A 14,482-nucleotide genomic window follows, 5' to 3' on the forward strand; every position below is an offset into this window, starting at 1 on the left:
TTTCTTCCTTTTTCCTTTCAGAGAACGTCCCCGCTTTTCGTATTTGCGGGGCTGCAAAGGTAACAACCTTTTTCTTTTTCTGAAATTTTATTTGAACTTTTTTATCGTTCAAACGTTGCACTTAATACTTCAAATAACATCCCGCTTTCCTTATTTGCGGGGCTGCAAAGGTACGGATCAAAACGGCTTATCCAAACGCTTTGCAACATTTATCCTTATTGTACTTATAACACACTGCAATTCAGCCTTAAAAAATGAGGTGATAACACCAGGCACACCGGATATTACCTTGTCACACTTATACTATGTACAATAGACTAAATTGTTACTCCTTATTAATAGGCCTTGCATATCATCTATATTAGTTATTTTGACCGGCTAAAAAGCACAACAAACGTCCTGATACCTTAAAGATCCGCCCACTGTATATATATACTATATATAATAGGTCTCAGCATCATACCATCATTCGGGCTGACTTTACCGGCAATTTATCCATCAATAATTAGCGGGTATCTGTATATTTGCCTATGAATTCTTCTCACAGATACGATCAGCGCGGTGTATCGGCATCCAAAGATGATGTACACAACGCTATTAAGAACATCGATAAAGGCATTTTCCCGCAGGCTTTTTGTAAGATCATCCCCGATATATTAAGTAACGATGCCGAATGGTGCAACATTATGCACGCCGACGGTGCCGGCACCAAGTCGTCTTTAGCTTATAGTTACTGGAAAGAAACAGGCGATATCTCTGTATGGCGTGGCATTGCGCAGGATGCGGTGATCATGAACCTGGACGATCTGCTTTGTGTAGGCGCTACAGATAATATACTATTGTCATCAACCATCGGTCGTAATAAGAACCTGATCACCGGCGAAGTTATCGCTGCTATTATTAATGGTACCGAAGAAGTATTAGCCGACCTACGCGCAGCCGGCATTGGCATCTACTCTACCGGTGGTGAAACTGCCGACGTTGGCGACCTGGTACGTACCGTGATCGTGGACTCGACCGTTACCTGCCGCATGAAACGTGAGGATGTTATTTCTAACCATACCATCCAACCCGGCGACGTGATCGTTGGCCTGGCATCATACGGACAGGCGACTTACGAAACCGAATATAACGGTGGCATGGGATCTAACGGATTAACCTCTGCCCGTCATGATGTGTTTAATAAAGGTATCGCCAATAACTACCCGGAGAGCTTTGACCCGGCCGTTCCGCAGGATCTGGTATTCTCGGGCAGTAAGAACCTGACCGACCTGATCGATATCGGCAACGGCGAGACCATCACCGCAGGTAAACTGGTATTATCCCCTACCCGTACCTATGCGCCTATTATTAAACAAATGCTGGATAAATATCGTGCACAGATCCATGGCATGGTGCATTGCAGTGGCGGCGCGCAAACCAAGGTACTCCACTTTATTAACGATGTGCATGTTATTAAGGATAACCTATTCCCTGTTCCTCCCCTGTTCAAACTGATCCAGGAAGAATCGGGCACCAGCTGGCAAGAGATGTATAAGGTATTTAACATGGGCCACCGCATGGAACTTTACGTTCCTGAAGAGATCGCTGCTGACCTGATCGCTATATCAAAAAGCTTTAATGTGGATGCGCAGATCATTGGTCGTGTAGAGGCTGCTGATAAAAAGCAAGTGACCGTGACATCAGAGTTTGGCGAGTTCGTTTATAATTAGGTTAAAGGTTAAAGGTTAAAGGTTAAAGGTTAAAGGTTAAAGGTTAAAGGTTAAAGCCGAACCACTTGCCTGAACCATTGTTTTAAATTCATCAACAATAACTAAGTTCAAACTGATATAAAACAAAAAAACCCGGACTCATCGTCTGGGTTTTTTTGTTTTATATCAGTTTGATATTTCCGGTTACGGAAGGATAGCCAAACCAATGATGTTTGCAGCAGGAGCTTCGTTAGACGCACCGATAATAGCGATAACGCCAAGATCGGTAGCTTTACCTGTTTGCAGATCGATCTTAAATAAAGTCGATGGATTATTAGTTATCGCGCTCACTGCACTACCAGGATTAGCAGCAACAGCAGGAGCAGTAGGCGTAGCCGCAACCGCAGCTACGATACCACCAACAGGGATCGCAGGTTGATTGTTAGGTGAGAACACCGCTAAACCAACACCCGAAGTTGAAATATCAAAACCACCTACAGCCGCTAATCTTGCATTGTTAATGTTAGTGATATAAGCCGTAGAATAACCAGGGGTATTTACCGGCATTGGTGTGTTACCCAAAGAACCAACTACAGTTAAAGTACCGGCGTTAGCATCTTGCTTATATAAACGCTGTGATGCAACGTCAAGGCTAAATAATTCGGTAGTAGTTGGCGCAGGGCTTACACTGTTGGTGTAAGCGCAACCTGTAACTACCGCGTTGGCCACGTTATTAATAGCACCGTCAACAATGGCGGTAGCATCAGCAGGGTTAACACGGTAATTTAAGCCTGTAGTGGTGATGATCCTTAAACGATCAGCAACCGGGTTAAAGTCGAAAGCGGCTACGCCGCCACCGCTAAGGGCCGGTGTGATAGCACCTACTAAAACAGTAGCATAAGCGCCGGCGGCGTTGGTCAGTGAATATAAACGACCGGTGCTGCCCAAACCGTAAAGTAATTTGTTTGACGGGCGGTAGTCGATAGCTACAATGCTTTCGCCTGTTTGCAAACCAGTGATGCTGGTAGCAGCTTGCGCTGCTACAGTAACACCATTTGAGTTATAACGGATCAGCGCGCTTGGCGTGGTAGACGATGAACTGGTCAGCGCTACAAAAGTGATGCTTGGCTTGGTAACAGTGTTCTCGTTGTAAACGAACTCTTCTTTTTGGCAAGAGCTGAACGAGGCTACCACTACAGACAATAACCCTGCCATCAGGATGTTTGTCTTAATTGATCTTTTGTTCATATATATAATATAAATGATCTGTTTTATCTAATTAATTAGTTAAAGATGTAACGTAAGCCAAACTGCATTCTGTAAGTAGAAGTGAAGTTAACCACGTCGCGGGTAACTACCGCGTTCGGCTGGCTACCGTCAAAGTTCAACCTGAAGGTTGGTTTGGTAGAACCACCCGGAGTTAAGCTGGCCTGGTTGGTTGGCACCAATACTTGCGCTTGAGTGATCGTTTTACGTACACCCCAATCCTTGTCAATAAAGTTCAACAAATTCTCGACAGTAACGCTGAACTGTAAAGTGTTACGTTTTTTATTACCCAGGTTCACAAATATATCCTGGAAGAAGTTAGCATCTAACTGGTTGAACCATGGCAACAAACCACCGTTACGCTCGGCATATTTGCCTTTACGCGATAATAAGTAAGGATCTTGCTCGATGTAGCGGAAGAAGATATCACTTTGTTGTTGTGCCGTGTAAGTAACCGCGTTAGGCGCAGTACCAGCAGTGAACGGAGTGAAAGTTATCTCGCTTGGATCTTTTGGCACGTAGATCAGGTCGGCGTTAGCACCATCACGGTTAAAGTCTGTGCTGTAAGTGTAAGACACACGACCTTGATTAGAGCCATCGTAGAACAACGTTACCGAAGTACCTAAGTGTTTCAAGTACTCTTTGCGGTAAGTTAAGCTGGCAACTATACGGTTAGGAACAACAAAACCGGCATAACCCATTTCTACGTTGTTTGATCCGTTTACCGATGTAGTACCTAACCACGAACCTGAAGGCTGATCACCTGTACCATCGAACAAGCTTTTAGCTTCGCTGCGAATGTAAGCTAATGAAGCTGAAAAACCACGACCGAATTGTTTTTCGATACGGCCCATAACAGACCAGTAATAACCAGAGTTAGCGTTGTCTAACACATAAGTACCTAACTGGCTTGCGTTACCTGCATTGTTAGCTACCGATTGACCTGCAGAGTTGATCACGTTGATGTATTTTTCGCCAACAGCATTAGGATAGATCATGCGGTTATCAGCATAACCTTCTACGTTCAGCCTTTGTGGCTCAACTAAGTTAGGGTTACGGAATTTAACTGTTCTGAAGTCTCTGTTATATAAACCCTCAATGGTACCGGTGAAACCGTAACCTAATTTAAAATCACCGGCTAAACTTGCTTTAAAAGTTTGCGGAGCTTTTATGTCGGGGCTGATAAATGATAATGCGCTTGGTATAGAGGTACCTGCAACCGGAGGGGTAGCTGGTAAGTAAGCGTCAATATTAGGGTTGAACGGACCAGGTGTTGAGCTTTGACCCTGGATAACTTGCGAGAACTGCACCATACCTGCATCACTCACCTGGCTTACGATCCAAACGTTAGGGATACCACCAGAGTAGATACCTGCGCTACCACGCAATTGAATGCTGCGATCGCCTTTAACATCATAGTTGAAACCTGCACGAGGCGATATCAAAAATGCTGATTTAGGCAAAGCACCGGTGTTCAGTTTTTCACCGTTAGCAAAGTTTAAGCCGGCTACCAATGGGTGGGTCAGCGCATCTTGCGTGTAAGAGTATAAAGTACCACGTACACCTAACGATACACGTAACTTATCGCTCACGTTCCAATCGTCTTGTGCGTATACCGAGTAGTTTTGTGTTTTAAATGTAGGGAACGCTTGTTTGTAACCGTCGCTTAAAGAGAAGGTACGCGCATAAGCTAATGGATTTACACGCAAAGCCGGATCCGGGTTATTTGCAGATTTAAAATCCTCGAAGCTGTTATAGATATAATAGCTGGTACCAAAACGTTGAAAACCATTTCTGGTGTTAGCAAATTCTGCCTGAACACCTGCTAATAAGTTATGGCGACCTTCTGTCCATTGTACGTAATCAACAAAAGAGTATGATTGTACATCGCGTAAGTTACCGTAAGTAAAAGGCTCGTAACCGAACGAAGTGAAAGGGCGACCATCTTTCAAGATATCCACAAATGGAAATATCTGGCTGTCGCTGCTACGTGGCTCGTTCTGGTTATTGTAGGTAAACCTGGCAGTATTAGCAAATTTGGTCAGGAAATTCGAGTTCAACTCTGCTGATAAAGAGTAGAAGTTATTCTCGGTAAAATAGTTAGAATTTTGGAAAGCCAAAGCGTTGTTATCGCCACGGTTACCACCACCTGGATAAACTGTACCGGTCAGCGGGTTTGTTGAAGTACTCAAGAACGATGGGGTCTTGCTTTCTAAACGGCTGTAACGCACGTTAAACCTGTTCTTGTCGTTGATATTCCAATCTAAACGGCCAACAATGTTCAAACGCTCGGTTTTGTAACCATAGTTTTGATAACCACCGGTCTCGTAACCGTAAGTATCTCTTAGATACTTGCTGATCTCGTCCAGCTCGGCACCTGTAGGGCGGTTAACGCCGGTTGTAGCCGGGAAAGGCTCTGCTGCAGATGAAGCACGGAAAGATGAAGTAGCGCCAGGCTGCTCACCTTTCTCGATGTTAGCAAAGAAGAATAATTTGTTTTTGATGATCGGGCCACCAATACGCGCACCCATGATCTTTACATCCTGTGCTGCAGGTACCAATTCTGCGTAAGAACGTACTTTTGTACCAACCTGATTCTCGTTACGGAAGTAATAATAAGCCGATCCCGAAAATTCATTTGTACCAGAACGGGTAGTAGCGTTGATAGCAGAACCGATGAAACCTGATTGACGAACGTCGCTTGGGTTCATGTTAACTGATATCTCCTCTAACGCGTCCAAAGGGATCGGGTTACCGTTACCAGGTAAGTTAGTACCGATGCCAAATTGGTTGTTAAAGTTACCACCGTCTACAGTAATGTTGTTTTGACGATAGTTACCACCACCGATAGATTGGCCATTGCTGCTTGCCTGCGGGGTTAAACGGGTAAGATCGTTAATGTTACGGGTAACACTTGGCAAGGTCATTATCTCGCGAGTGCCTAAGTTAGTGGTAGAACCTGAACGATCTGAATTTAAAACAGACTGCGGGTTGTTCGCTACGATGTTCACCGCGTTCAAGGTTAAACCTGTCTGCGCTAAGGTCACGTTCAATACGTAAGGCTCGCCCAGTTTAAGGGTTACATTCTCGAATTTTTGCGGCTGATAACCGATAAAGCTAACCTCTACGGTGTAAGGACCGCCAGAACGCATGTTCTGTATGGCAAAACGACCGTCAGCTCTGGTAGCTGTTCCATACACCGTTCCGCTTGGCAGGAAGGTAGCCTTGATGGTAGCACCGATCAGGGTCTCTTTAGAGTCCTTGATCGTACCTGTCATGCTACTGGTAGTTACCTGGGCAAATGCGCTGGCGGTAACAAAAAAAGCAGCGATAAGTACAAGTAATTGTTTTCTCATGCTTGTTGTTTGTTTAGTGAATTTAATATACCTATATATTTTGCCACAAAGATACAAAAGCCGCTCCAACGCTTTGTTAAGTTAATGTTAATAAATGCTAGATCTTTTACACATTCAGTATCAGATGTGTTGGTACACTACTCGTTTTAGTAACATTATTTGCGTGGATCGCAATAATTGTATTTTTAACGATAAAAAAAAGCGCTTTCTATTCTCATATCTATTGGTTTGTCAAAATTCTGCGTAAGGCCTTCCGCCTTTGGCTTTTCGGGCTTTTTGTTTAGCTTTGGCTGCAATTTTAAAAGCAATATAGATCAACACTATGGATTACGATGTTATTGTTGTTGGAAGCGGGCCGGGTGGTTATGTAGCCGCCATTCGCGCTTCTCAATTAGGTTTAAAGACCGCCGTTATCGAGCGCGAGTCGCTTGGTGGTATCTGCCTTAACTGGGGTTGTATCCCTACCAAAGCTTTGTTAAAAAGCGCCCAGGTTTTTGAATATCTTAACCATGCTGCCGATTACGGTATAAAAGTACAAGGCGGCGAGGCCGATTTTGAGGCCGTTGTAAAACGCAGCCGCGGTGTTGCCGATGGCATGAGCAAAGGCGTTCAGTTCTTAATGAAGAAGAACAAGATCGACGTGATAGTTGGTTTCGGTAAGTTAAAAGGCAAAGGCACTGTAGAGGTGAGCAACGCCGGCACCGTAAAGAACTATACCGCCAAACATATCATCCTGGCTACCGGTGGCCGATCGCGCGAGTTGCCTAACCTGAAACAGGATGGCAAAAAGATCATCGGTTACCGCCAGGCCATGAATTTGCCTAAGCAACCAAAATCTATCGTAGTGGTAGGTTCGGGCGCTATTGGTATCGAGTTCGCTTACTTCTATAATACCATGGGTACCAAAGTTACCGTGGTAGAGTATCTGGATAACATCGTTCCGTTAGAGGATGAAGAGATCTCTAAACAACTGGCCCGTATCCTGAAAAAACAGGGTATGAACATCATGACCGGCTCTAATGTGGAGTCTGTTGATACCAGCGGCGAACTTTGCAAAGTTAGCGTCAAGACCGCTAACGGTGTTGAGGTATTAGAGGCCGAGGTAGTATTATCTGCCGTAGGTATCTCTACCAACATCGAAGGCATTGGGCTTGAGGAAGTTGGCGTGAAGACCGACAAAGGCAAGGTGTTGGTTGACGACTACTACAAAACCAATATCGAAGGCGTTTACGCCATCGGCGATATCGTCAAAGGCCAGGCTTTGGCTCACGTAGCATCTGCCGAAGGTATCACTTGCGTAGAGAAGATCGCAGGCCACCACCCCGAGCCTATCGACTATAACAATATCCCGGGCTGTACTTATTGCTCGCCTGAGATCGCTTCAGTTGGTTTGACCGAGAAAGCTGCTAAAGCTGCCGGTTACGAACTGAAAGTAGGTAAATTCCCATTCTCGGCTTCGGGTAAAGCAAGCGCTGCCGGTGCGAAAGACGGCTTCGTTAAAGTGATATTTGATGCCAAATACGGCGAGTTCCTTGGTGCTCACATGATCGGTGCTAACGTGACCGAAATGATAGCCGAGATCGTAGTGGCCCGTAAATTGGAAACTACCGGTATGGAAATGATCAAAGCGGTACACCCGCACCCAACCATGAGCGAAGCCATTATGGAAGCTTGCGCTGATGCGTATGGCGAGGTGATACACTTGTAAATTTGGTGATCAGTGACCGGTCGATCAGTGATCAGGCTTGGTTAACTGACCATTTAGTATATTTTAACGGCTTCGGAATTATCCGGGGCCGTTTTTTTGTTTAATTTACCCCTATCACTTGCGCGCGTCTGTGACGCGTGCTTAACATGATCCCGGCGTCTGTGACGCCAAAGCTATGCAGGTCCACCTTGCAAATGCCAGACACGATGTATCGTGTCTCTACAGAAAGCATCCCAATTCCTGCCAATTCCTTAATTCCCCCAAATCCGGTTCAGACAAAATAATAACACGTCAAAGAACACCCCGAACCACCAACACCACGAATACCACCAACCCATCCGACCCCAAACCCGAATAACAGAAAGAAAAACAAGGACGCCGCAAAGAGATATGCTAAAAGATCCACCCACCGACCTCAGCAAATAAAAACAGCAACGACTAAAATGAATTTGTAGAAAACGACCTTCAGAACCGAAACCCGTTAAATTGCATCCCGAACGGACACACACAAATATACAAAACACTTTTAGTATTCGCAAACAAATTACTAAAAATATTATCACAATTCCTGAACTAACGTAACGATCTTGAATAGCTCAGCTTTCGGGTGACCTTCGCACTTGCACCCAATTTCGTAAAACGATATATTTACCACCCTAAGAAAAAACGATGACCAATAAATTTAAACAATTGATGGCCGCCGGCGCGGTATGTGTTACAGCCGGTGTGCTCACGGCCACGCAGGCTATGGCGCAGCATTCGTCGCCTAAGCCCATCAGCGGCCGCTTTATCCAGGATAAGAACATGGATAAGACCGTCCCTCCCGGCGATGACTTTTTTACTTTCGCTAACGGCAACTGGGTAAAAAGCAACCCTATCCCCGCTAAAGAGGTACGCTATGGTACATTTACCGTACTGCGTGATAACAACAACAAGAACGTACAAGCCATTTTGGTGGATGCCGGCAAAGGCAAGCAAACCCCGGGCAGCGTTAAACAACGCGTAGGCGATCTGTATGCCAGCGCCATGGATACCCTGACTATCGAGAAGCGTGGCTACGCTCCTATCCGTGCCGATCTGGAGCGCCTTGGTACTTTGAGTACTCCGGCAGCCATTGTTAAAGAATTGAGCTATCAGCGTGTTAACGGACTTGGCGGTGGTTTGGTAAGTGTTGGCGTTGGCCAGGACTCTAAACACCCGGATACTTACATCGTAAGTGCGAGCGCGGGTTCTACCAGCTTGCCCGACCGTGACAACTACTTGAAAAACGATGCCCGCAGCCTGAAGATACAAGCCGCGTTCAAAAAATACGTAGCCGACCTGTTCGTGCTGACCGGCGTATCGCAAGCGGATGCCGACAAGAATGCCAATACCGTTTACAACCTGGAAAAAAAGATGGCCGAAAGGCAAAAAAGTCGTGTAGAACTGCGCGATCCTAACGGCAACTACAACAAGGTGAACATCGATGAATTCAGCAAGCAGTTCACCAACCTTAACTTCCGCCAGATCTTAGCCGATTCTAAGATCACCGGTCAGGATAGCATGCTGGTGTCTCAGCCTAAGATGGTGAAACTGGTGGATAGCCTGCTTACCGCTGTTTCACCGGCAGATATACAGGTGTTGCTGAAATGGAACCTGTTGCGTGGCAATGCCGGTTCGTTAAGCTCGCCGTTCGTTAACGCCAGCTTTGCTTATAGCAGCACACTGAGCGGCCAAAAAGTACAAACCCCGCGTAACGAGCGTATGGCCAGTTTGGTAGACGGTAGCCTTGGCGACCTGTTAGGGCAGCTGTATGTGGAGAAGCATTTCCCGCAGGCCGCTAAAACACGGATGTTGGAACTGGTAAACAACTTGAAGGTGACCTTAGGCGAGCGCATCCAGGCTTTGGATTGGATGAGCGCCGAGACCAAGAAACGCGCCCTGAAAAAATTAGAGTCGTTCTCGGTGAAGATCGCCTTCCCTGATAAATGGGAAACTTACAACGGACTGACCATCAACCGTAACGATTACTATGGCAACTTAAAACGCATTAGCGTTTGGCGTTATAACGAGAACGTTAATCGCCTAGGCAAACCGGTAGACAAGACCCGCATGGGCATGACCCCGCCGACCGTTAACGCCAGCTACAGCCCAACCCGTAACGAGATAACCTTCCCGGCGGGCATCCTGCAAGCGCCTTTCTTTGATTTTGATGCTGATGATGCCATGAACTACGGCGGTATAGGTGCCGTTATCGGTCACGAGATGATCCACGGTTTTGATGACCAGGGTCGCCAATACGATGCCGACGGCGCTTTACGCGACTGGTGGACCAAAGAGGATGCTGCCAAATTTTTGGAGCGCTCTAACAAAGTGATCGAGCAGTTCAATGCTTTTACTGTGCTGGATACTATCCACGTGAACGGTAAACTGACCCAAGGCGAGAACATTGCCGATCTTGGCGGTTTGAACGTAGCTTACGCTGCCTTTAAAAAGACCAAGCAAGGCCAAAGCAATGTGAAGATAGACGGCTTTACGCCAGATCAGCGTTTCTTTATGTCGTGGGGACAAGTATGGAGAAGCTCGCAACGCCCGGAATCGGCCGCGCAACGTATCCAGACCGACCCGCACTCGCCCGAAGAATACCGCACCAACGCACCGCTGACCAACATCGATGCCTGGTACAATGCCTTCGATATTAAACCAACCAACAAGCTTTACAAAAAGCCCGAGGACAGGATCAGGATCTGGTAATTCCGGTTTCTCGGTTTGATATTTTTCGAGGCCCCTGACGAGAGTTGGGGGCTTTGTTTGTTTTTATTACTCGGTCACACAAGCCGCTGTTTGAGATACGATCGTTCCTGCACTTTTCGGCAGGGTTATGATACCTTCAAGCTGATCATCTCCGGTCAGGCTGGCATGAAATGAAGTTAACAAGTGGTTTTTGAAGTATAGCAGATCATCGAGTGCAATGGGCGAGAGGAAAACGTAAAACTCTTTCTGCTCATCCAGATGGTCGGTTGATGTTTGTTTGATGCTGATCTTTTTAGTTACGCCGTCATCAAAAGTTAAGATCAGATAAATGCTTTCGGGCAATACCCGAGCCGATGAGCATTTCATCGCATAGCCTAAGTTATAATTTCCGTCACCCTCGTTGATCAAATTCACAGTCGGGAAATTCTGGGGAGAGAATCTCAATAATCCTATTTTTTTTGTTTTGCCTGTGACACTATTCTCTATAGTCTTGCAATTTTGGGCGGCCGCCAGAAAGGGAATTAAAAAGATTATAAGTAAAAATTTCTTCATGTTTTTTTTTGCAAAATAATAAATTTATCGATTGCACTTACTAAGCCTTATATCCCTCTCCCCTCACATTTGACAATTAAACCACCTACCCTATTTCACCGCTTTTAACTAAACCGCTATCTTTGCCGCCAAATGATCATACATCAATTTTATGATACGGGTTTGGCGCATGCCTCTTACGCGGTTATCCGCAACGGCAGCATGATCGTGATCGATCCTGCCCGTGACCCGCAGCCCTACTACGATTTTGCTACGCTGCAGCTTGCAGACATTGTTGGCGTGATAGAGACCCACCCCCATGCCGATTTTGTAAGCTCGCACCTGGAGATACACCAGGCCACCGGGGCTACCATTTACGTGAGCAAACTGGTAGGTGCCGAATATCCGCATAACACTTTTGATGACGGCGACGTTATCCAACTGAGTGACATTAAATTAACGTCGATAAATACCCCCGGCCATTCGCCTGATTCGATCTGTATTTTGGTAGAGGACGAGACCGGTAAGCAGACCGCCATCTTTACAGGCGATACCTTATTTGTTGGCGATGTTGGTCGACCGGATCTGCGTGAAAGCGCCGGTAATATCACCGCCCAAAAAGAGGACCTGGCTAAACAGATGTATCACAGCACCCGTCAAAAGCTGATGAAGCTACCGCATGATGTGACTGTATATCCGGCACACGGCCCGGGATCGCTTTGTGGTAAAAATATGAGTCCGGACCTAAGCAGTACCATTGGCAGGGAGATACGCGAGAACTACGCCTTGCAACTGATGGACGAACTACAATTTGTTGAACTATTGACCGCCGACCAACCCTTCGCCCCGCGATACTTTGGTTACGATGTGGAGCTGAACAAACAGGGAGCCGATAGCTTTGAGACCAATATACTGGCCGTTCCGCGTGTGGATCACCGTACTTTTAAAGAAGGCGTGGTGATCATTGATACCCGTCAGGCGGCTCAATTTAAGCAAGGCCACATTGCGGGAGCTATCAACCTGCAAGATGGCGGCAAATTTGAGACCTGGCTGGGATCGATCATCAACCCCGACGAGCAGTTTTACCTGATGGCTACCGACGCTGAAAGCCTGGAAAAGGTGATCCGCAAAACGGCTAAGATCGGTTACGAGAAAAATATCCTATCAGCCCAAATAGTCCCTGAGGGTTTGACAACGGCAACCTCTCCGGCGTTCGACCTGACAGCTTTTGAAGCCAACCCCGAAAACTATACACTAATAGATGCCCGTAACTGGACCGAGATCAACAGCGGCAAAGCTTTTGATCACGCCCTGACCATCCCACTACCCGAACTGCGAGAGCGTTTGGACGAGATCCCGACCGATAAAGCCATTGTAGTTCATTGCGCGGCCGGTTACCGTTCGGCAGCAGGCAGCAGTATTGTAGCGGCCAAGATCACCAATGTGCCGGTTTATGATATGGGTGAAGTGGTTACGGAGTATTTACAGTCTCATTGAGGTAAAAGGTTAAAGGCGAAAGGTAAAAGGCTTTATGAGCGACAACAATAATATCGATCCGGGCCAAGGCCTATCCTTCGTCACCACTGGTGACGGCTCTAAAACCATCTGGAACCCGCAGGTTGGCGAGAATTACCATTCTAAACATGGGGCCTTGCAGGAGAGTATCCACGTGTTCCTCAATTCGGGCTTGCGCCATTTTTTGGAACTGACCGGGGGTGATAAAGCATCGATCTTAGAGGTCGGTTTAGGCACTGGCCTCAACTTTTTGGTGACCGCCGACTTTTGCACCAAAAACAATATCCAACTGGAATACACCGGTATCGAGGCTTATCCGTTGAGTACTGATATGCTCGGTCAGACCGGATATGATCAATACGTATCACCATCTACCTGGGAGAATTTTCAAAGTTGGTACCCGTCATCTATCAACCATTTAGTTCAGGTGAATGAGCACTGCCAGTTAAAAACCGCCCACACTAAACTGACCGATTTTACCAGCGACGAACTTTACGATGTCATCTACTTCGACGCCTTCGCTGCCATTCATCAACCCGAAATGTGGAATCAGGAAGCTATCGCTCACACGGTCAAATTCCTGAGGCCGGGCGGCATATTCGTAACGTACGCCATCACCGGTAATTTAAAACGTATGCTGAAAGCCTTGAGCCTGAAAGTAGAGAAAGCACCCGGCGCGCCTGGGAAGAGGGAGATGCTGAGGGCGGTTTTAAGTCGGGAGTCTTAAGTCGAAAGTTCTAAGTTGGGAGTCTTAAGTGGGGGTCCAAGGGTAATAGCGACCATTCGGTCTTTCCCTTTTTACTTTTGAATTTCACCTAAGACTTAGAACTTAAGACTTTCGACTCAGAACTCAAGACTTAATCCCTACCTTTACCACATGGCTATTATACCTCCGGATACCGGTCTTACCCCCGCTACATCTTTCGAACGTTTGCTGCGCATTATGGACGATTTGCGCGAGAACTGCCCATGGGACATGAAACAGACCATGGAAAGCTTACGCCACCTCACCATCGAGGAAACTTACGAACTGTCCGACGCTATCCTGAGCGGCGATATGCAGGAGGTCCGCAAGGAACTGGGCGACATTATGCTGCACCTGGTGTTTTACGCCCGTATCGGTTCCGAGACCAAAGACTTTGATATTACGCAGGTACTGAATGGCATCTGCGATAAGCTGATCAACCGCCACCCACACATTTACAGCGACACCGAAGTGAACGACGAAGCCGACGTAAAACGCAACTGGGAAAAGATCAAACTGAAGGAAGGCAATAAGTCGGTATTGGGCGGTGTGCCTGCATCCTTACCGGCATTGGTAAAAGCATCGCGCATACAAGAGAAAGCCCGTGGTATCGGCTTCGACTGGGAACGTAAGGAGCAAGTTTGGGAAAAGGTAGAGGAAGAGTTGCAGGAGTTCAAGGCCGAATTTAATGTGGTGGAGAATAGCTCTATCGATAAGGAAAAAGCTGAAGGAGAGTTTGGCGATCTGCTGTTCTCATTGATCAACTACGCTCGCTTCATCAACATCAACCCTGAGGACGCGCTGGAAAAGACCAATCGCAAATTCATAAAACGTTTCCAGTATCTGGAAGGTAAAGCCGTTGAGCAAGGCCGCGCTTTACAGGATATGACCCTGGCCGAAATGGATGTTTTTTGGAACGAAGCTAAAAAGTTATAAA

The 14,482-nt window shown here is 46.5% G+C and carries 9 protein-coding genes; 6 read left to right on the forward strand and 3 right to left on the reverse strand.

The features are described from left to right. Window positions 1-530 precede the first annotated feature (530 nt). On the forward strand, window positions 531-1,712 hold the full coding sequence (locus IRJ16_RS21815; protein ID WP_194113943.1) for an AIR synthase related protein: 1,182 nt from the start codon (window positions 531-533) through the stop codon (window positions 1,710-1,712). 183 nt (window positions 1,713-1,895) lie between these two features. Here IRJ16_RS21815 and IRJ16_RS21820 read toward each other — a convergent pair whose 3' ends face one another. Together IRJ16_RS21820 and IRJ16_RS21825 are read right to left on the reverse strand one after the other, a co-directional pair. Then, window positions 1,896-2,939 (reverse strand): DUF4394 domain-containing protein, encoded by a 1,044-nt coding sequence (locus IRJ16_RS21820; protein ID WP_194113945.1) that lies wholly within the window; start codon window positions 2,937-2,939, stop codon window positions 1,896-1,898. Window positions 2,940-2,974: 35 nt separating this feature from the next. Further along, the gene (locus IRJ16_RS21825; RefSeq protein WP_194113947.1) at window positions 2,975-6,313 is read right to left on the reverse strand and encodes a TonB-dependent receptor; all 3,339 of its coding nucleotides are present in this window, start codon (window positions 6,311-6,313) and stop codon (window positions 2,975-2,977) included. 322 nt (window positions 6,314-6,635) lie between these two features. Here IRJ16_RS21825 and lpdA point away from each other — a divergent pair, with 322 nt between their 5' ends. Beyond that, window positions 6,636-8,021 carry a dihydrolipoyl dehydrogenase gene (gene lpdA, locus IRJ16_RS21830; protein ID WP_194113949.1) on the forward strand — a complete coding sequence of 462 codons (1,386 nt, stop codon included), beginning with the start codon at window positions 6,636-6,638 and terminating at the stop codon, window positions 8,019-8,021. Between the two features lie 669 nt (window positions 8,022-8,690). Next, a complete protein-coding gene (locus IRJ16_RS21835; RefSeq protein WP_228080408.1) occupies window positions 8,691-10,754 on the forward strand; it encodes a M13 family metallopeptidase in 2,064 nt (687 codons plus the stop codon). Window positions 10,755-10,820: 66 nt separating this feature from the next. Here IRJ16_RS21835 and IRJ16_RS21840 read toward each other — a convergent pair whose 3' ends face one another. Then, window positions 10,821-11,198, reverse strand: coding sequence for a hypothetical protein (locus IRJ16_RS21840; protein ID WP_194113951.1), 378 nt, complete (start codon window positions 11,196-11,198; stop codon window positions 10,821-10,823). Between the two features lie 240 nt (window positions 11,199-11,438). Between IRJ16_RS21840 and IRJ16_RS21845 the strand changes: the two genes are divergently transcribed. The 3 genes from IRJ16_RS21845 to mazG all read left to right on the forward strand — a co-directional run bounded on the left by IRJ16_RS21845 (window position 11,439) and on the right by mazG (window position 14,481). After that, complete coding sequence (locus IRJ16_RS21845) at window positions 11,439-12,782, forward strand: MBL fold metallo-hydrolase (protein ID WP_194113953.1); 1,344 nt, start codon at window positions 11,439-11,441, stop codon at window positions 12,780-12,782. 34 nt (window positions 12,783-12,816) lie between these two features. Further along, the gene (mnmD, locus tag IRJ16_RS21850) at window positions 12,817-13,527 is read left to right on the forward strand and encodes a tRNA (5-methylaminomethyl-2-thiouridine)(34)-methyltransferase MnmD (protein WP_194113955.1); all 711 of its coding nucleotides are present in this window, start codon (window positions 12,817-12,819) and stop codon (window positions 13,525-13,527) included. A gap of 150 nt (window positions 13,528-13,677) precedes the next feature. Beyond that, a complete protein-coding gene (gene mazG / locus IRJ16_RS21855; RefSeq protein ID WP_194113957.1) occupies window positions 13,678-14,481 on the forward strand; it encodes a nucleoside triphosphate pyrophosphohydrolase in 804 nt (267 codons plus the stop codon). Window position 14,482 lies beyond the last annotated feature (1 nt).

The organism is Mucilaginibacter myungsuensis (genome assembly GCF_015222005.1).
Taxonomy (GTDB): Bacteria; Bacteroidota; Bacteroidia; order Sphingobacteriales; family Sphingobacteriaceae; genus Mucilaginibacter; species Mucilaginibacter myungsuensis.

What these genes read in the sequence shown, in the direction of transcription:
- IRJ16_RS21825 (WP_194113947.1), bottom strand. Translation starts at nt 6,313, where the DNA reads ATGAGAAAACAATTACTTGTACTTATCGCTGCTTTTTTTGTTACCGCC.
- IRJ16_RS21835 (WP_228080408.1), top strand. Translation starts at nt 8,691, where the DNA reads ATGACCAATAAATTTAAACAATTGATGGCCGCCGGCGCGGTATGTGTT.
- IRJ16_RS21820 (WP_194113945.1), bottom strand. Translation starts at nt 2,939, where the DNA reads ATGAACAAAAGATCAATTAAGACAAACATCCTGATGGCAGGGTTATTG.
- lpdA (WP_194113949.1), top strand. Translation starts at nt 6,636, where the DNA reads ATGGATTACGATGTTATTGTTGTTGGAAGCGGGCCGGGTGGTTATGTA.
- mazG (WP_194113957.1), top strand. Translation starts at nt 13,678, where the DNA reads ATGGCTATTATACCTCCGGATACCGGTCTTACCCCCGCTACATCTTTC.
- IRJ16_RS21845 (WP_194113953.1), top strand. Translation starts at nt 11,439, where the DNA reads ATGATCATACATCAATTTTATGATACGGGTTTGGCGCATGCCTCTTAC.
- IRJ16_RS21815 (WP_194113943.1), top strand. Translation starts at nt 531, where the DNA reads ATGAATTCTTCTCACAGATACGATCAGCGCGGTGTATCGGCATCCAAA.
- mnmD (WP_194113955.1), top strand. Translation starts at nt 12,817, where the DNA reads ATGAGCGACAACAATAATATCGATCCGGGCCAAGGCCTATCCTTCGTC.